At 40.8% G+C, this 16739-nt stretch carries 20 protein-coding genes and 1 pseudogene; 8 read left to right on the top strand and 13 right to left on the bottom strand.

All coding sequences use genetic code 11. The annotated features are described in order from the left end of the window. Window positions 1–114 precede the first annotated feature (114 nt). On the top strand, window positions 115–492 hold the full coding sequence (locus tag ACQKL6_RS08315; RefSeq protein WP_402956118.1) for a hypothetical protein: 378 nt from the start codon (window positions 115–117) through the stop codon (window positions 490–492). A 315-nt stretch (window positions 493–807) separates the two neighbouring features. Then, complete coding sequence (locus ACQKL6_RS08310; protein ID WP_402868007.1) at window positions 808–1314, top strand: YkyB family protein; 507 nt, start codon at window positions 808–810, stop codon at window positions 1312–1314. Window positions 1315–1363: 49 nt separating this feature from the next. On the opposite strand, the gene ACQKL6_RS08305 is transcribed toward ACQKL6_RS08310, so the two are convergent. From ACQKL6_RS08305 to corA, 3 genes are all read right to left on the bottom strand, one after another. Next, on the bottom strand, window positions 1364–2269 hold the full coding sequence (locus ACQKL6_RS08305) for a chemotaxis protein (RefSeq protein WP_402868006.1): 906 nt from the start codon (window positions 2267–2269) through the stop codon (window positions 1364–1366). 246 nt (window positions 2270–2515) lie between these two features. Beyond that, window positions 2516–3022 carry an RDD family protein gene (locus ACQKL6_RS08300; protein WP_402956116.1) on the bottom strand — a complete coding sequence of 169 codons (507 nt, stop codon included), beginning with the start codon at window positions 3020–3022 and terminating at the stop codon, window positions 2516–2518. 106 nt (window positions 3023–3128) lie between these two features. Then, window positions 3129–4103: a magnesium/cobalt transporter CorA gene (gene corA, locus ACQKL6_RS08295; RefSeq protein WP_402868003.1), complete on the bottom strand. Its 975-nt coding sequence runs from the start codon at window positions 4101–4103 to the stop codon at window positions 3129–3131. 166 nt (window positions 4104–4269) lie between these two features. Between corA and ACQKL6_RS08290 the strand changes: the two genes are divergently transcribed. Beyond that, on the top strand, window positions 4270–5412 hold the full coding sequence (locus ACQKL6_RS08290) for an aminotransferase A (RefSeq protein ID WP_402987708.1): 1143 nt from the start codon (window positions 4270–4272) through the stop codon (window positions 5410–5412). 88 nt (window positions 5413–5500) lie between these two features. Here ACQKL6_RS08290 and ACQKL6_RS08285 read toward each other — a convergent pair whose 3' ends face one another. The 8 genes and pseudogenes from ACQKL6_RS08285 to ACQKL6_RS08250 all read right to left on the bottom strand — a co-directional run bounded on the left by ACQKL6_RS08285 (window position 5501) and on the right by ACQKL6_RS08250 (window position 11679). Then, window positions 5501–5866: a hypothetical protein gene (locus ACQKL6_RS08285; protein WP_402868000.1), complete on the bottom strand. Its 366-nt coding sequence runs from the start codon at window positions 5864–5866 to the stop codon at window positions 5501–5503. Window positions 5867–5932: 66 nt separating this feature from the next. Beyond that, window positions 5933–6805, bottom strand: coding sequence for an NAD(P)-dependent oxidoreductase (locus ACQKL6_RS08280; protein ID WP_402987705.1), 873 nt, complete (start codon window positions 6803–6805; stop codon window positions 5933–5935). Window positions 6806–6844: 39 nt separating this feature from the next. Then, window positions 6845–7630, bottom strand: coding sequence for an SDR family oxidoreductase (locus tag ACQKL6_RS08275; protein WP_402987702.1), 786 nt, complete (start codon window positions 7628–7630; stop codon window positions 6845–6847). Window positions 7631–7956: 326 nt separating this feature from the next. Further along, a complete protein-coding gene (gene ptsP / locus ACQKL6_RS08270) occupies window positions 7957–9675 on the bottom strand; it encodes a phosphoenolpyruvate--protein phosphotransferase (protein ID WP_427650954.1) in 1719 nt (572 codons plus the stop codon). Next, complete coding sequence (locus ACQKL6_RS08265; RefSeq protein ID WP_402867991.1) at window positions 9675–9941, bottom strand: phosphocarrier protein HPr; 267 nt, start codon at window positions 9939–9941, stop codon at window positions 9675–9677. The genes ptsP and ACQKL6_RS08265 overlap by 1 nt, the downstream gene beginning before the upstream one ends. Before the next feature lie 214 nt (window positions 9942–10155). Next, window positions 10156–10942: pseudogene (locus ACQKL6_RS08260) on the bottom strand (ABC transporter permease). Next, the gene (locus ACQKL6_RS08255; protein ID WP_427591054.1) at window positions 10942–11166 is read right to left on the bottom strand and encodes a hypothetical protein; all 225 of its coding nucleotides are present in this window, start codon (window positions 11164–11166) and stop codon (window positions 10942–10944) included. The pseudogene ACQKL6_RS08260 and the gene ACQKL6_RS08255 overlap by 1 nt, the downstream one beginning before the upstream one ends. 3 nt (window positions 11167–11169) lie before the next feature. Next, a complete protein-coding gene (locus tag ACQKL6_RS08250; protein ID WP_427650953.1) occupies window positions 11170–11679 on the bottom strand; it encodes an ATP-binding cassette domain-containing protein in 510 nt (169 codons plus the stop codon). A 75-nt stretch (window positions 11680–11754) separates the two neighbouring features. Here ACQKL6_RS08250 and ACQKL6_RS08245 point away from each other — a divergent pair, with 75 nt between their 5' ends. The 3 genes from ACQKL6_RS08245 to ACQKL6_RS08235 all read left to right on the top strand — a co-directional run bounded on the left by ACQKL6_RS08245 (window position 11755) and on the right by ACQKL6_RS08235 (window position 13752). After that, window positions 11755–12585 (top strand): thermonuclease family protein, encoded by an 831-nt coding sequence (locus ACQKL6_RS08245; RefSeq protein WP_427591052.1) that lies wholly within the window; start codon window positions 11755–11757, stop codon window positions 12583–12585. A gap of 85 nt (window positions 12586–12670) precedes the next feature. Then, entirely contained in the window at window positions 12671–13030 is a 360-nt protein-coding gene (locus tag ACQKL6_RS08240) for a PilZ domain-containing protein (protein ID WP_402956096.1), read from the top strand. 233 nt (window positions 13031–13263) lie between these two features. Next, entirely contained in the window at window positions 13264–13752 is a 489-nt protein-coding gene (locus ACQKL6_RS08235) for a sigma-70 family RNA polymerase sigma factor (RefSeq protein WP_402867981.1), read from the top strand. A gap of 49 nt (window positions 13753–13801) precedes the next feature. Here the strand turns inward: ACQKL6_RS08235 and ACQKL6_RS08230 are convergent, their stop codons facing one another. Beyond that, window positions 13802–13996 (bottom strand): abortive phage infection protein, encoded by a 195-nt coding sequence (locus ACQKL6_RS08230; RefSeq protein WP_402867979.1) that lies wholly within the window; start codon window positions 13994–13996, stop codon window positions 13802–13804. Window positions 13997–14421: 425 nt separating this feature from the next. Between ACQKL6_RS08230 and ACQKL6_RS08225 the strand changes: the two genes are divergently transcribed. Beyond that, window positions 14422–14598 (top strand): YkvS family protein, encoded by a 177-nt coding sequence (locus ACQKL6_RS08225; protein ID WP_402867977.1) that lies wholly within the window; start codon window positions 14422–14424, stop codon window positions 14596–14598. A gap of 202 nt (window positions 14599–14800) precedes the next feature. Beyond that, entirely contained in the window at window positions 14801–15430 is a 630-nt protein-coding gene (locus ACQKL6_RS08220; RefSeq protein ID WP_402987691.1) for a hypothetical protein, read from the top strand. A gap of 42 nt (window positions 15431–15472) precedes the next feature. Here ACQKL6_RS08220 and ACQKL6_RS08215 read toward each other — a convergent pair whose 3' ends face one another. Further along, the gene (locus tag ACQKL6_RS08215) at window positions 15473–16516 is read right to left on the bottom strand and encodes a YkvI family membrane protein (RefSeq protein WP_402867973.1); all 1044 of its coding nucleotides are present in this window, start codon (window positions 16514–16516) and stop codon (window positions 15473–15475) included. Between the last annotated feature and the right edge of the window lie 223 nt (window positions 16517–16739).

Below are 16739 nucleotides of genomic sequence, written 5' to 3'. Positions count from 1 at the left end.
CCACCTCAACTATTTGAAAAACGAATAGATTCATTATAACAGATTCAGCTGGAACAGGCTCTTTTCATAAAATAAACCATACTATGTAAAGACATAGAGAAAAGGAGGCCAACCATGCAAACACAATATTATTATCCTTTCTATCCCTACCAACAATATCCACATCCGCAAAATGTATATCGTAACGGATACGGGGATGAAATGGGAATTGAATATGGGAACGATGAACGCTTCTTTCCATTCTTTCCTTTATTGCTCCCTTTATCATTTGTGGCTGGATTAGCAGTAGGTCCGTTATTATTCAACAACCGTCCACCATACCCGCCGCCGTATCCGCCGTATCCTCCCTATCCGCCCGCTTACCCTCCTTATCCTGCCCCTCCCTATCCAGGCAATCAGGGATATCCGGGGTACCAAGGTTTTCAGGGCTACCCACAACAATTCGGCGCACAAGCCGCAGTCAATGAAAATATTAATATCTACACCCAATAAGGGTTGCACAGAAGGCGGAATGAACCGCCTTCTTTTCTTAATGGATACAAGTTCTTTACCTTATAGTTTTTCACAAATTAAAGCGTCACAGTATTAGAATTTGCTTCCTTATATATTTTGTAGTGGTATAATATGAAATGCATAGATGGTAAAGTGTTGGGAATAACTTTGAATTATAAATTTTTGAACTATTTTCCATCCGACTCTACCTTACAAGCCTAATATCACACCAATATAAATAAACGGTAGACTTGATTGAAGAAATCTATTTCAATAGCATTACTTCTAAACCTATGATGAAAAGGAGTTTCTACTATGAATCAAACGAAAGGACATTCTGAAATGGATGAGTTTTCGATAAACTCCCTTGCCCAAGCCGTGTTTATAGTAAATAAACATGCTAAGACTGCATTGGAGCCTAAAAATCTGTACAATTTAAAGAAGCTCGCATTAAATAAGCTCATGCAAGAAGGAAAAGCGAAGAAGATGGGACTCCATTTTTCTGACAACCCTCGCTTTGCCGCGCAACAATCCGATGTCATTGTTGAATGTGGATCATACGTCTTTCACCTACCGCCTACGAAGGAAGACTTAAAAACCCTCCCCCATCTCGGCAGTCGCGCAGCGTCCATACGAAATCCTAAAGCTGCCTTGTCACTATCAAAAGCAAAGCAAATTTTACAAACTTACGTTGGACAAGCTGGCGAAAAACAAACCAGCCCTGTAAAGGCCGAAAAAAAGTCATATGGACGGAGTCAAGTTAAACAGCCCTTTCATAATCCATTCCCCTCTTCTTTTTTAGGAAAAGGTTCAAAGTATTAAAAGAAAAAAACGGGACGAGGATCTAATATCCTCGTCCCATTTTCATAGGTTATAAAACAAATTGATCGATCAATCTTATCAGTTCCGCAATCTCCGGTTTGCTGATCTGTGCATCCGCACCGACTACCTGCCCTTTATGGCGTAGGCTATCTGTAATCAACGATGAAAATATAATGACCGGCAATTCAGCGAGTTTGCCATTCTCCTTAATTCTTCTAGTAAGATGATGCCCGTCCATTTGAGGCATCTCAATATCCGTAATCACCAGTTGGATTTCCTCCACAATCGTTTTGCCGGCTTCTACGAGCCCTTCCAAATAATTGATGGCATCCTGACCATTTTCGTAGAACTCCAATTGCTTAAATCCGGCTTCAGTCAATGTATCGAACAGCAACTTACGCAGTAATGGCGAGTCCTCAGCAATCAAGATTCTCTTTTCGGAATTTTGACGTTGACCAAGTTTTCTAACCTGCTGAACATTGATTCCTGACTCAGGATTGATTTCGACGACGATTTTCTCAAAATCCAGCAATAATATCATTTCACTGTTTAGTTTGATAACGCCGATAATCTGGCTTTCCAAGCCTTGATACATATCCGAAGGCTTTTCGATTTGTGTCCATGAGATACGATGGATCTGTGTCACCGTATGGACATGGAAGACGACTTTTTGCTGATTGAATTCAGCGACTATGAATTTATCCTGTTCTGGATTTTCCGATGCAGGAAACCCTAAGGCATCAGCTACATTAACGACAGGAAGCACTTCACCACGAAGCTCAATGATCCCCTCCACATTCGGATGGGAGTGAGGCACAAGGGTAATATGTACAGGATTTATGATTTCCTTCACTTTAATTACATTTATGCCGAATTTATTCTTTCCAATCCCGAATTCGACGATTTCAAGTTCATTCGTACCGCTTTCAAGTAATATTCCTTTATTGGCTTCCATTTATTTATCTCGCCCTTCCCTTACATCTATCATTTATTTATTCAATATACTACTTTTCTAGATTGAAAAATAATACATTTTAGCAAAAAAAACCTTTACCTTATAGATAAATGACTTCTACCTAATAATTCGGTTATTTACGCCGATTGTTTAGAATCCTGGGCAAAAAATAATATTGTGAAAATGAATTACCGAGGCACACGAAAAAAAGAAGGCCCACCTTTGAGCCTCCCTACTTTGATTCATTTACTTTTTTACGACAAGCGTTCCGACTATCATATCGTGGAGCGCTTGTTTCTTTTCCGTGAACCCGGCCATGATATAGCCGATATAAAGGATGACTCCTGAAATAATCGTAGCGAAATAGCGGCCCGCAGCCTTGCCGAAACCGATACGATTTCCATTTAAATCCACCACTTTAATATTAAGCAGTTTTTTCCCGACAGTCCCCTGCCATTTCGAAGAGTGTAATAGAGTATAATATAGAAAGCTAATAAGTATAGCTAAAAATAAGGTGATGAAAGTCCCGCCCATGAAGGCCAAGATTTCTCCGCCTCCCGGCTCATAATTGGGATCAAGCATGTCTTCCTGAACGCTTGACATGCTGCCGAGCCAAATTAGATTCACGATGGTCATCAGGATTCCTGTGGGGATACCGATTATGATTCCATCAATGATATTGGCACCAAATCGTATCCAAAAACCTGCATACTCTCTTCCTTCATCTGGATAAACCTCTACTAATCTTTCCATAATAAACTACCTCTCTTTCACATTTTTGGAAATTAATGATAACCTATCCATTATAACAAAGACTTTTATCATTGTTCCATCAATATGGCAGATCGCTTAATCGATTTTACCTATTACGAGACTTTTTACCTATTTCCAACCAGCCTTTTTTGACGAAATATAAAAACATCATAAAAGCAATGCCACCCATCATCCCAAGGATTACATAATAGCCATAGTGCCAATTCAATTCAGGCATATACTTAAAGTTCATACCATACACGCCCACTATGAAAGTGAGTGGCATGAAAATGGTCGTAATGACAGTCAAAGTCATCATCGTAGAATTCATATTATTCGAATTGACCGACAGATAACTATCGCGAATATCTGAAGAAAAATCCCGATAGGATTCAAGCATCTCCGTTAGCTTAATAAGGTGATCATATACATCATGGAAATATAGATGCTGATCCTTTAAATAGTTCAACCTATCAGAAGTAATCATCCTATACAATAAGTCACGCATGGGCAAGATTGTACGCCGAAGCTTCGACAAATCCGTTCTCAAATCGAATAGCTGATTCATCAATTCCGATATCGTTTCATTCTCCGTGTTATCCTCGATACTGTTAAGCTCGCTTTCCATTTTATAAACAGGAGGAAAGAATTCATCGACGACCCGGTCAATCAGTCTATGCATCAAGAAGAACGGCCCTTGCTTTAAGGTTTCCAACTCAGGGATTTCCCTCCAAACCTCTTCTAGTTCCTGGAGTTCTTCCTTATGAAATGTGACCAACCATTTTTCCCCGATAAAAAGACCCAATTCGACAGCCTTGAAGATTTTCTGCCTTATGGCATGTATCACGAGGAATTGATAGCCTTCATAAAAATCCATTTTTGGCCGCTGGTTATAGTCATCAAGGCAATCTTCGATGGCTAAATGGTGAAAGTGGAAATGGCTCGATAGCACCTTTATTTCCTCTACAGTAGGTTTTGAAAAGTCCACCCAATACCATTCAATATAATCATCACTTAATTTTTTTAGCTCTAAATCAAAAATGACCTCTTTTTCTTTTGTTATGGCACAGGTTCTAATCATTTATATCAATCCTCAAAATTTTCTTGATCTTGAACTTCATTATACCTTCAATACATTAATCACAAAAAGTATTTTTTCCTCTCCCCTTACAAAATGATAAAATAGAATGGATTTGATACATTCATATAACCATTCACAAACTGATAAGAACAAGGAGGATATTCAAATGGAACATTTAGTAAACCCGCTTGTAAAAGAGGTTCAAATATCTGGAATCCGAAAATTCTATAATCTAGTCGCCGATATTAAAGGGACCATTTCTTTAACGATAGGTCAGCCCGACTTCCCTACACCCCGACATATTAAGGAAGCCGCAAAACAGGCGATTGATGATGATTATACGGTTTACACCCATAATGCCGGATATTTGGAATTAAGGGAAGCCGCGAGCGCTTATGTAAAAGATAAATACCAGCTTTCATACAATCCAGTCAATGAAGTCATCGTAACTTCGGGAGCAAGCGAAGGAATCGACATTACATTTCGGACCATCCTCACCCCTGGAAATGAAGTGATCCTCCCGGGCCCCGTCTATCCAGGCTACGAGCCGATCATTAAAATGAGCGGGGCCGAGCCTGTTTACGCTGACACGACTAAGAACGGTTTTCGTTTGACCGCTGATATCCTAAAAACATACATAACCGAAAAAACCCGTTGCATCGTTTTGCCTTACCCTTCAAATCCAACCGGGGTCACACTAACGGCAGAAGAGCTACAGGACATCGCAGAGCTCGTGCGTGGCAAGGATATTTTCATTTTAGCCGATGAAATATATAGCGAGTTGGTTTTCGACCAGGATCATGTTTCAATCGCCACTTTTTTAAGGGAACAAACCATTGTGTTAAATGGTTTATCAAAATCCCATTCAATGACTGGTTGGAGGATTGGTCTGTTATTTGCTCCCGAGTCGATTTCTAAACATTTGTTAAAGGTCCATCAGTATAACGTAACTTGTGCCTCCTCCATCTCGCAACGTGCTGCCTTAGCTGCGTTAACAGTTGGAAAAGACGATAGCATGTCCATGAAAACGGAATATGCTAGTAGGAGGGACTACGTGTACAACCGATTACAAGCAATGGATCTGGATGTGGTCAAACCGGATGGTGCCTTTTACTTTTTCGTAAAACTGCCTGAAGGCTACCCATCCTCCTTGGAGTTCTGCCTGGAACTAGTAAAACAGGAAAAGGTAGCTGTCGTTCCTGGAGATGCCTTCTCGCCACTGGGGGAAGGATACTTCCGGATTTCCTATGCCTATTCCATGGAAACACTTAAAGAAGGATTGGATCGTATCGCAGCCTTTTTAAAATAACTGTGAGTATAGTATGCACAAAAAAATGGCCATCAACAGTAGGAACCGTTGAGGCCATTTTCTTTGTAAAAAAGAGAGTATGGCAATATTAATACAACCTTCGTAAGAATCGCACTTCGCGATAGCCTTCTTCCTTATTGGTTGTCGTAAGGCTGACCTCGACTATTGAACCCAATAGATCCGTCATCACCTCTTCAAATTCCCTGGCGTTTCGCGGTTTCGAATGCCCTAGGTTTTTTAACTCCCTCATTAATATTTGAAAACCAGCATCGGTCTCGATATGACTGAATTTCACCGGTAAGATCAAGGGGCTCTCATTCATCAATTTCAATTCCCAACGAATGGGCTTTGTTTGGTGAATCGTTTTTTCCCGTTTATACCCCTCGATTCGGACAATATATATGCCATCTTCAAGTTCCTGGAACTTCATGTGGATATCGTCAAAGTCACCCATACGTATCTCTCCTTTTTGTAAAGGCTGTCGCTTACAGCTTATTCAAAAAAGGAGCGGATAGCACTTTTAATTATAGTGTTTATATAAAGCCTGGGTGCCGCTGTTCTCCTCACCAGCCTCTGCAAGCCCATCATACAGAGATTTGCTCAAAGTTAATCCAGGCGCATCCCACCCCATTTTCTCCACTTCATCAAGTGCAATTTTCATATCTTTAATAAAATGCTTGATATAAAACCCTGGTTCAAAATCACCTTTGACCATTCGTGGGACAAGATTGGATAGGGACCAACTGCCGGCAGAGCCCGAGGAAATGCTTTGGAGGACTTTTTCCGGATCAAGCCCTGCCCTTGTAGCGTATGAGATGGCTTCCGTAACCCCGATCATGTTGGAGGCAATCGCTATTTGGTTGCACATTTTCGTATGCTGACCTGAACCCTCAGGGCCTTGATGAACAATATTGCTTCCCATGCACTCAAGAATTGGGCGTACTGTTTCAAATGCAGCAGGATCTCCGCCCACCATGATGGTTAGATTGCCATCACGGGCACCCACATCTCCTCCGGAAACTGGGGCATCAAGAGCTTCCAGCCCCTTTTTCCGTGCTTCTCCCGCTATCTTCATGGCCAAGGAGGGTGTGGAGGTTGTCATATCTATTAAAAGTGTCCCTTCTTTTGCACATTCAATAAGGCCCTGTTCCCCCAGATAAATTTCCTCGACATCACTCGGATACCCGACCATGGAAATGATCACATTCGTTTGTTGGGCAATCTCCCTAGGTGTTGCTGCCCACTTTGCCCCCTTACCAATCAACTCTTCTGCCTTTTCCTTGGACCTGGTATAAACATGTACCTCGTAACCTGCTTTAAGCAAGTTTCCCGCCATGCTCTTTCCCATAACCCCTGTACCAATAAATCCGATTACTGTGTTTTTCTCTTTCATGTTCATTCTCCCTTCGAATCATCTGTGAATTAATGCAAACTAGATGGATTTAACCATCCCTCCATCTACCAAATAAGATTGGCCGGTTAAATATGTATTGGCCCCAGAAACGAGGAAGGTTACGAACTTCGCAAATTCCTCTGGTTCGCCATAACGCCCAAGCGGGATGTTACTAAGGGCTTTCCCTGTGATATCTGCAGTTGAGACACCCTGTTTCTCGGCATTGAATTGATCCAGATGTTGAATGCGCTCGGTTGCGATTCGACCCGGTCCAACCGTATTGATCAATATCTTGTCTGGTGCTAGCTCTGTAGCCAATGTTTTCGCCAATCCCACGATTGCCGTGCGGAAAGTATTCGATAGCAATAGGCCGGGTATTGGCTCTTTAATAGAAGACGATGCAATGTTAACGATCTTGCCGCCTTGTTTTTTTAGAAGCGGTAAGCTTTCACGAATGGTTCGGATAAAGCTCAATAAATTCAGTTCAAATGAATGTTGCCAGTCTGCATCACTAAAATCATTAAATGTCCCCCCTGGAGGACCTCCGGCATTATTGATAAGGATATCTAGCCCGCCAAATTCTTCAGCCACTTTCTCCAACAACGACTTAATATCATCAGGTTTTGTAATATCCGTCACTTTATACGACACTTTCCCCTTGCCGATCTTTGATAATTCCTTTTGAACTGCCACCAATTTTTCTTCACTTCTCGCAGCGAGCATGACGTTGGCACCTTCTTTAACAAGCTCTTCCGCTATTGCCTTTCCCAACCCTTGGCTCGAGGCCAGAATCAAGGCATTTTTCTTTTGTAAATATAAATCCACTGTACTTCCCCCTTTTTCATAAAAAATACCAAACATGATTTTATTATATCCTTTATTGTATAAAGTGAAAAATCTGAATTATCAATATCCCAATTCCCCGGAGAGTTTTATCCTATTCCCCCAAAAAAATCGCCGGCTGGGAAACCCAGCCGGCTTTAAAAGGGGGAAATGAGAATGTCAGTTGCTCATATCGAGCTAAACAACTGTGCTTGTCCTTTATTTACCCATGTATAACGTTGTTAAACATCTTTTGGAAGATTTCAAAAAAATAAACACGGTGCTTTCATCCATTGAAGTTTCATTGGATGAAAGCGCCGTTTGTCATGCTATTTATTCACTTTTTCAAGTACAGCTTCTTTCACTTGTTCGTTTGTATCCATCACCAAGACATCTTGTGATAGTTTTTTCATTTCTTCAAGTGAAAGTTTCCTGATTAGAGATCGAGCTTTTAAGATAGAGGTGGCACTCATCGAGAATTCATCAAGGCCCAACCCAATTAAAATAGGGACAGCCACTTCATCTCCCGCCATCTCGCCGCACATTCCTGCCCATTTTCCTTCTTTATGGGCAGCATCAATTACCATTTTAACAAGTCGTAATATTGCCGGGTTATATGGTTGATATAAATACGAGACTCTCTCATTCATCCGGTCCGCTGCCATTGTATATTGAATCAAGTCATTCGTACCAATGCTGAAGAAATCGACCTCTTTGGCAAAAATATCTGCCATGACCGCAGTGGAAGGAATCTCAACCATGATGCCGATTTCAATCTTTTCTGCCACCGGGATATCCTTTTCAAGTAATTCCTGCCGCACTTCTTCCAACACAGCTTTGGCTTCGCGGAATTCCGTTAAGGTCGCAATCATTGGGAACATGATTTTCAAGTTTCCGTAAATGCTTGCCCGTAGCAACGCCCGTAACTGGATACGGAAAATTTCTTGCTCATTTAAGCATAAACGAATTGCCCGATAGCCAAGGAATGGGTTCATTTCCTTAGGTAACTGCAAGTAGGGTAACTCTTTGTCCCCGCCTATATCAAGTGTTCTGACGACAACCGACTTTCCGGCCATCCCTTCCAGCACCGTCTTATAGGCTTCAAACTGCTCTTCTTCACTAGGCATTTCATTTCGTCCCATGTAGAGGAATTCTGTCCGGTACAAACCGATTCCTTCCCCACCATTTTTGTGAACACCTTCTAAATCCTTCGGTGTCCCAATATTGGCTGCCAGCTCTACTTGGTGCCCATCTTTTGTAACCGTTTGTTCATGGACCAACTTTGCCCATTCAGCCTTCTGCAAGGCATATTTTTTCTGCATTTCCTCGTACCGTTGCACAAGTTCAGGGGTCGGGTTAATATGCACTTCGCCATTAAGCCCGTCTATGATGACCAAGTCCCCATTTTCGATGGAAGCGGTCACCGTTTTAGTTCCTACAACTGCCGGAATCTCTAATGAACGAGCCATAATGGCTGAATGTGATGTTCTGCCACCGATATCAGTCGTGAACCCTTTAACATACATCGGATTTAACTGGGCCGTATCAGAAGGCGTCAAATCCTCGGCAATGATGATCACTTCTTCTGCAATCATGCTTGGATTCGGAATATGTATACCCAAAAGATGAGATAGGACACGTTTTGTTACATCACGGATATCAGCGGCTCTTTCCTTCATGTACTCATTATCCATTTGTTCAAACATCGTAATGAACATGCTTGCAACTTCATGTAAAGAAGATTCAGCATTTATGTTTTCGGACTTGATTTTATCCTGTACAGGGTTCAAAAGTTCCGGATCGGAAAGTACTAGTAAATGGGCATCAAAAATGGCTGCCTTATCGGCCCCCAAATCCTGCTCGGCCTTGTTCCTGATGATTTCCAATTCTGAAGTAGATTTTTGGATGGCTTCCTTGAAACGGGTTACTTCAGCCTCAACATCCTCAATACTCCTTTTTTCAACCGACAATTCCGGTTCGATAAGACGATAGGCTTTCGCGATGGCTATGCCGCTTGACGCTGCGATTCCACTTATCAGCGTGGACATTATTCTGCCAAACCTTCTCTGCTCAATGTGTCAGAAAGTGTTTTTAGAGCATCATTTTCATCGCTGCCTTCTGCAGTAATCGTGATTTCTGCACCTTTACCGATTCCAAGAGACATAACACCCATAATGGATTTAAGATTCACTTTTTTCTCTTTATATGCAAGGTTAATTTCTGAATCAAATTTACCAGCTGCTTGTACAAGCAATGTAGCGGGACGAGCATGAATTCCTGTTTCTGCAGTTACTGTAAACGTTTTTTCTACCATATAAATCATTCTCCTTTAATATAAAATAAACTAACAAGAATAGGATATGTAAGGTTTTTCCCTATTCATTTAAGAAAGATACGAAAATCTACGATTTCCTTTTCAGAATATCATTATCATTCTCAACAAACAAACCATAACTATCCTGTTTCTAAAGAATCGTACAAAAATTAGGATAAAACTGCAACAATTAATTTATTTCCTTTAAAAAGTTTTAGATGGACAGTTGTGCAGACTTTGTGAAAAACGCCTTAAAACTCAGCAAGATAAAGAGGATGACCGTTATGGAGACACTACCAAGAATCCCAATAAGTATGGCAATTTGATATTCTATGGCGATGAGCGGACTGATTCCCGAAAGAATTTGCCCAGTCATCATTCCCGGAAGGAAAATGATCCCCATACCCAACATATTATTCAAAGTCGGCAGCACTGCCGAATCGAAAGCGGCATCCACATATTTTTTGACGGCTTTCTGCGGCGTGGCGCCAAGCATCAACATCGCCTCCACCTTATCGCGGTTACTTGTGATGCCTTCGTGCAGGTTCTTTAAAGCTAACGTAACGCCGGTCATCGCATTCCCCACAATCATACCAGCAATCGGGATAAAGTAACGTGGTTCATACCATGGCGTGAAATGGATGACGACCAAGTTAAAATAAAGCAAAGCGGCCATCGGACCTGTGAGCATACTCAAAATGACCATTCGTTTGATTTTCTTGCTGAGCGTAAAGGGTATTTGTTTAAAAATATTTCGGATAGAGAACCAGGCTATCAAACATAAAAAATCCTATTGAAAGCAAGGGATGGGGATTCTCGAATATATACGTCAATACATACCCTGCAAGAATAAGTTGGACCGTCATGCGTACTGTAGCGAGCAAAATTTGTTTTTCCCTCGATATCCCTCGCCATTTTACAATGATAAGCAGGAGAACCACGAATACATAGGCCGCACATAAACGCCAAAGCTCAATATTTATTATCCCACTACTCTCCATTAATAGTCCCCCTCCTTTGACTTTTTAAGAACGATCCTTTCCTCAGCATATTCATCCACAAGTTGCCTGGAATGAGTAATCATGACCACGGTTCCCATTTCCTGTTTCACTTTAGTTAAAAACCGGTTCATGACATCCAACTCTGACTCTTCATCAAGAGCGGATGTTGGCTCATCCAATAAATATACGTCAGGCTTCAATAGAAGCAATCTTGCCAATGCCAACCTTTACTTCTCCCCACCCGACAATTTCTCTACATCAGCTGATAATGGCTTCTTTAACAATACCGTTTCAAGTACGTTTAGTAGCTCGTCCTTTGATTCCTTTTCTCTTTCGGTCAACTCTAATCCAAATTGGAGGTTTTCTTCAATGGTTCCAGGTAAGGTGAGTGCTGTTTGAGATAGCATCGTAACTTGGCGACGGAGCTCTATCGGGTTAAATGTTCCAAGGAGTTGCTCTTGATAAAAAATCGACCCGGTGTCCGGCTCATTCATTCTATTTAATAGTCTAAGCAGTGACGTTTTCCCAGCTCCGCTCTCCCCAGTCAAACAAGTTATTTTCCTTGCCGGGATTTCAAGATGGTCAATATTTAGAATCCCTTTAAACGTTATGTTTTCTAACCTGAACATATTTCCGGTTCCTACCTTTCTTGCTTCACGATTTCTTAATAAGAATAAACCATCAGAGAGGACAGTGGATATGGTGAAAATAGAATATTTTTCATTTTCTTTCATCATTTTATAAGGTAGTATTATTTGCGACCCTTACTTATCCATGACACCATGGAAAACAACTTGAATGGAGGATTTATGGTGACTACACCGACATATAGTACTTTTTTTAAATATGTATTTTTACTGATTTCGTTATGTGCGTTTACATTAACAGGTTGCCAGGAAATAACCGACGATTTGTCAGAAGAAAAGTCCACAGAAGAAACGAATACTTCCACCAAGGAAAACTCCCTTTCTACAGACCAAGTCTCCAATGAATCAAAAGGAAAAACCTTCACAGCTCAAATAGTTCGCGTGGTCGATGGCGACACGGTGAAAATTAAGACGTCTAATGGAAAGCAAGAAACGGTCAGGCTTCTTTTAATCGATACCCCCGAAACCGTCCATCCTTCCAAGCCCGTACAACCCTTTGGTCCTGAAGCTAGCAAGTTTTCAAAAGAGCTAATGCCTGCCGGTTCGGAAGTGGAAGTGGAGACAGGAATCGGTGAACGAGACAAATATGGCCGTCTGCTGGCCTATTTTTATGTAGATGGAAAAATGGTAAATAAGCTTCTGCTAGAAAAAGGGCTCGCACGGGTCGCATACGTATATGCACCCAATACAAAATATCTTGACGAACTGGAAGCCATCCAGAAACAAGCTCAAAAAGAGGAAATCGGCATTTGGTCGATTGAAAACTATGCCACTTCGAAAGGATACGATGATTCGAAAACGGATAAAGGAACAACAGAAAAAACCACCGAAAAATCATCGTGCTCCAATCCGAACATTAAAGGAAATATCAATTCAAAAGGTGATAAGATCTACCACATACCAAGTGGACAATACTATGATATAACAAAAGAAGAAGAAATGTTTTGTACAGAACAGGATGCAGTGAAGGCCGGCTTCCGGAAATCACAGAGTTAAGGTCATACACGTATCCATCCGTTCATTCTTGTAAATGGATAAAATAGAAAACGGAAAAGATACTGAATTTCCAGGGGGACATATTGTGAAATATAACAGGGATGAAGCATTTCGTTTTATTTTCGATCGTCCGCTTTCTGGTTTTTTTAGCATCATTAGAGTAAACAACTTGGAAAATAAAAGCCGAAATGGGGCCATGTCCGTTCTGGACATCAGTGCCGGAGGGCTCAAGTTCCAGTCCAATCTTGACCTTCCGGAGCAAGCGGACCTCGAGCTTTTGCTAACTTTCATCATAAATGCAGACGAGATTGATTTACGTGGACGAATTCTCTGGAAAAAGAAAAGTGGATCCGCTTATATGTACGGTTTCATTATGAATGAAAATGAAAGTTTGAAAGAAACGATAATCAAGGAACTGAAAATCTATCGGAAAAATAATCAATAGTTTCATTAGGCACACCCGGCAAGCCGGGTGTGCCTTTATTTATTTTGTCTAACCCAATCAAAACTTCGAAATATCGATAATGGATGGTGCTTTTTTACGTTTTTCCGTCGCAAAATTCAATTTTCTCCCCTTTATTTTATGCATTTTTCCATTTCGATATATTCCATGAAATTATTTAAGGTGAAAGCACCCGGGAATATACGAAAAGTGCACTTTTTAAAAAGGCGTAGAAAATGGACGGTTTTACAAGTTTATCAGAACAATTCACTCCGATGATTCATCATGTTATCCGCTCACTATCCATTTATAAAAACAAAGAGGATTTCTTTCAAATTGGATTAATTGCATTATGGGAAGCTCAAGGCAAGTACAAGGAAGCAAACGGACAATTCTCCAACTTCGCATATACAGTCATAAAAGGGAGAATCATCAATGAATTAAAACGCCTCCATAAATACGACACGCATATCCAGCCAGTTGACGCAGCGGTTCTTGAAATAGAAGATCCCTTTTCTATGCACACAGAGGCCCTCGTGACAGAGAACCTCTTAGCCTACACAGAAAACTTGACATTGAACCAGCAACGCTGGCTCATCTTTACTTTCATCGGAAATAAAAATCAAAATGAAATCGCCAATACATTCAATGTCTCGATTGCAGCCGTGAAATCATGGCGAAAAACCACCCTTCTTAAATTGAGGAAGGAGATGGATATTCCATAAAAAAATAGGAAAAGGACGGTTCATCGATTCGAACCGTCCTTTTCCTATTTTAACTTCTTGCTTCCTCTAAATACGTATAAATGACTTCCCCATTATGTTGGGCATTTCCTCGGAAATGTTTGAAATCCGCTCTTTGAACAAGCACTTCACGAAAACTCAAAAATTCTTCCTTATTGATCCTGAACTCTTCCATTTCCCGATTAGCCAGTTTATTCAGGACTAGTTTTGCTTCTTCGGAATCCATTCTATTTCCTCCTTATTAGTTGTTTCTGTTCCTTACCTGTATAGGAGAAATTCCGTTTCTATTTTAACATAACCTTAACGCTTATTATCAATCAGAACTTTTTGTGGTCTCTTGACTATATTATTCTTTACGAATACATAAAAATAGTGCAAACTGTAAAGTAAAATATCACATTGTAAATTGATTGGTATTTTTCGTACATAAGTATCATCCAGACTCATACAAGTAAGAGTAAGTGTGCTTATATTGATTTCCATAATATGTAAAAAACACATACCTGTACTTTCTAACCAGTCATTATAACTACTCTATATCTTTTTACTTGCACTTCCCAGGTCAAAATCTAAACAGCAAGGTGTTCGAATAATCCATTTATTCATAGTTACTGATTATCATTGAAAACGAGATGGGAAAGGATGATTACCATGAAGAAAGCGGAAGTTGGAAATATCATTGAATTTAGAGAAGGCTTACAAGGAATCGTCGAGAAAGTGAATGAGAACTCTGTAATCGTGGACGTCACGTATATGGAAAATTACCTTGACTTGGAGCTTGAACAGAAGACAGTTGTCAATCATAAAAATTATAAGATCATCGGATGAAGGTACTGAACGACGGAATGGTTTTTGACCATTCCGTTTTCCTATGCAGGAACTTTATGGTTCATTTGGTTACCATGATATCATTTGTAACTTTTTTCTTTTTCATTCGTCTATATATAAAAGGGATGATTCTCTCCAGAGCGTCGATAGGTCATGCCTTTCTACACATATGAGAAATTCAACAGAAAGTTGAGGGAAAACGATGAAAAAATGGACGCAATATTTAGGCGGAGCGACAATGGCGGCCCTATTGCTGAGCGGATGTGGGACAACCACGGACGACAAGACGGCTGAACCACAAGAAGATACGGTAAAAGAAGAGAATACAGCAGGCTCAACAAATGGAGCTACTGATAGTTCTGAAGGGACAAAAAAGGTTAGGCTTATGGAACAGAATTTGCAATATACAAGTAATGGGGAAGCAAAAGAAGAAACAGCCTTCCTGAAAAATAGTGATAATCAACCATTTAGCCTATACGTCTTACAACAGTTCGAGTTGACTGCCGAGGAGCCTGGAAAGGATGTCCTTTTCCTGACCGATGACGACTCTGTATCCATGAGGATTGAATTATTAACGGGCGATGTCAAATGGGACGAAGTAGAGGAAAATGTCCAAACCCAACTGAAAAGCATTTCAGAGAAGATAGAGGACCCGGCACTTAACATAGATAATGGTTCCGGCTATGAAGTCGTGAACGGCGATGATGTGGTTACTTCTGTCTTACTCAAAGATGAGAAGTCCCCTGTCCGCTTAACCATGTTTACAAAGAAGGACAAAGATTACCGGGATGCCTTTCTAGAGATGGCTAAAACAATCATGAAAGAATCCTGATATCAAATAAAGGGAAAGGGCACGTAAGCCCTTTCCCTCGTTTTATATTTTTTTGCCTGCATCACTTTTCCAGACGAGGATTAAAAACAGTAAACTTATGTATCCAAATACCGGATAGAGATAACCCAGGAGTCTTCCATATCCGTACGTGCCGATAATCAACGCCACAATAAAGCTGAAGGCGATGATGAATATGCCAGGCACTTTAATATAGTTGCTGATTTGCCTCTGCAATCCGTAAATATTTCCGATGACTGAAGTGAAGATTTCGCCGTATATCACCAAGATGAACATCCAATGTAAATGACCGCCCACCATTTTCATAAGGACCGCCGATGGAATTTCATAGCTCATCACATCCGGAAGGGTCATAAGTGATAAATGCCCAGTGAGTAGAATAATCGTAAGGAATACCCCACCCAAAATAGCACCTTGCTTTATAATTCTTTCATCCTTAACCTCATACGCCACCGGAACAAGCACCGCCTGCGCTAAAGCCAGGTTAAAAGCGGTATAGGCAAACGGGGAGAATATCATCTTCAAGCTGATCCGTTCTTCTGGGAATTGCGTTAGAGAAGATAAAAATTCACCCGTCCCTAAAGTCGAGAAGAACAGAATCAAGCTAAATAGAATCATGATGGGAACAACAAAAGAATTCACTGTAAAAAGCCCACGCATTCCTAGCATCAAAACCAATGAAGCCAGAAGGGCCGTTGTCCAGCTCCCAACGTTTTTCGAGATGCCAAGCTGTTCCTCGAAAACGGCACCTGATCCCGAAATCATGACCGCTGTAACACCTAGCAGCATGATAAGGAAAAAAACATTGATGACGCCCGCTAATTTCTTCCCAAATAAAAATTGATTGAATTCTTCATAGGAAGCTGCCTTGATCCTTGAGGAAATCAACATGATCTTCGTACCACTGAAAATGAAAATATAGCCTGCTATTAAAATCCCGATAAAGCCATAAAAGCCATAACGGGTAAAGAACTCAACAACCTCCTTTCCAGTTGCAAAACCCGCTCCGACAACTGTACCTACATAAACGGCTGCAACCTGAAAGATTCCTGACCACCTAGAAAGCATGTACACCCCTCCTCCCTACATCTATATGTAAGAGGGAGAATTTTAAGACAGTCCAAGTCAGTTTAACCTAAATTAATGGGAAAGCTTCGGTCCTCCCATTTTAAAAACGCTCCCTCTAAAGGGAGCGCCAGACTGTAGACAAACTCGATGAAAATCGACTTTGCCTACAGTCTTTTTTATTTTAAAATAAAAGTATTAAAACTTGAGGTGATAAAGATGCTTT

This window comes from Peribacillus sp. NPDC097197, assembly GCF_050278025.1.
Classification (GTDB): Bacteria; Bacillota; Bacilli; order Bacillales; family DSM-1321; genus Peribacillus.
Note: the sequence above shows the minus strand (reverse complement) of the source record. Positions and strands in the feature narration are given on the sequence as shown.

Excerpts from the sequence above, each read along its gene's own strand:
- ACQKL6_RS08250 (WP_427650953.1), bottom strand. The coding sequence starts at position 11,679 with ATGATGAAAGAAAATGAAAAATATTCTATTTTCACCATATCCACTGTC.
- ACQKL6_RS08290 (WP_402987708.1), top strand. The coding sequence starts at position 4,270 with ATGGAACATTTAGTAAACCCGCTTGTAAAAGAGGTTCAAATATCTGGA.
- ACQKL6_RS08305 (WP_402868006.1), bottom strand. The coding sequence starts at position 2,269 with ATGGAAGCCAATAAAGGAATATTACTTGAAAGCGGTACGAATGAACTT.
- ACQKL6_RS08315 (WP_402956118.1), top strand. The coding sequence starts at position 115 with ATGCAAACACAATATTATTATCCTTTCTATCCCTACCAACAATATCCA.
- ACQKL6_RS08265 (WP_402867991.1), bottom strand. The coding sequence starts at position 9,941 with ATGGTAGAAAAAACGTTTACAGTAACTGCAGAAACAGGAATTCATGCT.
- ptsP (WP_427650954.1), bottom strand. The coding sequence starts at position 9,675 with ATGTCCACGCTGATAAGTGGAATCGCAGCGTCAAGCGGCATAGCCATC.
- ACQKL6_RS08225 (WP_402867977.1), top strand. The coding sequence starts at position 14,422 with ATGAAGAAAGCGGAAGTTGGAAATATCATTGAATTTAGAGAAGGCTTA.
- ACQKL6_RS08300 (WP_402956116.1), bottom strand. The coding sequence starts at position 3,022 with ATGGAAAGATTAGTAGAGGTTTATCCAGATGAAGGAAGAGAGTATGCA.
- ACQKL6_RS08215 (WP_402867973.1), bottom strand. The coding sequence starts at position 16,516 with ATGCTTTCTAGGTGGTCAGGAATCTTTCAGGTTGCAGCCGTTTATGTA.
- corA (WP_402868003.1), bottom strand. The coding sequence starts at position 4,103 with ATGATTAGAACCTGTGCCATAACAAAAGAAAAAGAGGTCATTTTTGAT.
- ACQKL6_RS08285 (WP_402868000.1), bottom strand. The coding sequence starts at position 5,866 with ATGGGTGACTTTGACGATATCCACATGAAGTTCCAGGAACTTGAAGAT.
- ACQKL6_RS08220 (WP_402987691.1), top strand. The coding sequence starts at position 14,801 with ATGAAAAAATGGACGCAATATTTAGGCGGAGCGACAATGGCGGCCCTA.
- ACQKL6_RS08235 (WP_402867981.1), top strand. The coding sequence starts at position 13,264 with ATGGACGGTTTTACAAGTTTATCAGAACAATTCACTCCGATGATTCAT.
- ACQKL6_RS08230 (WP_402867979.1), bottom strand. The coding sequence starts at position 13,996 with ATGGATTCCGAAGAAGCAAAACTAGTCCTGAATAAACTGGCTAATCGG.
- ACQKL6_RS08280 (WP_402987705.1), bottom strand. The coding sequence starts at position 6,805 with ATGAAAGAGAAAAACACAGTAATCGGATTTATTGGTACAGGGGTTATG.
- ACQKL6_RS08310 (WP_402868007.1), top strand. The coding sequence starts at position 808 with ATGAATCAAACGAAAGGACATTCTGAAATGGATGAGTTTTCGATAAAC.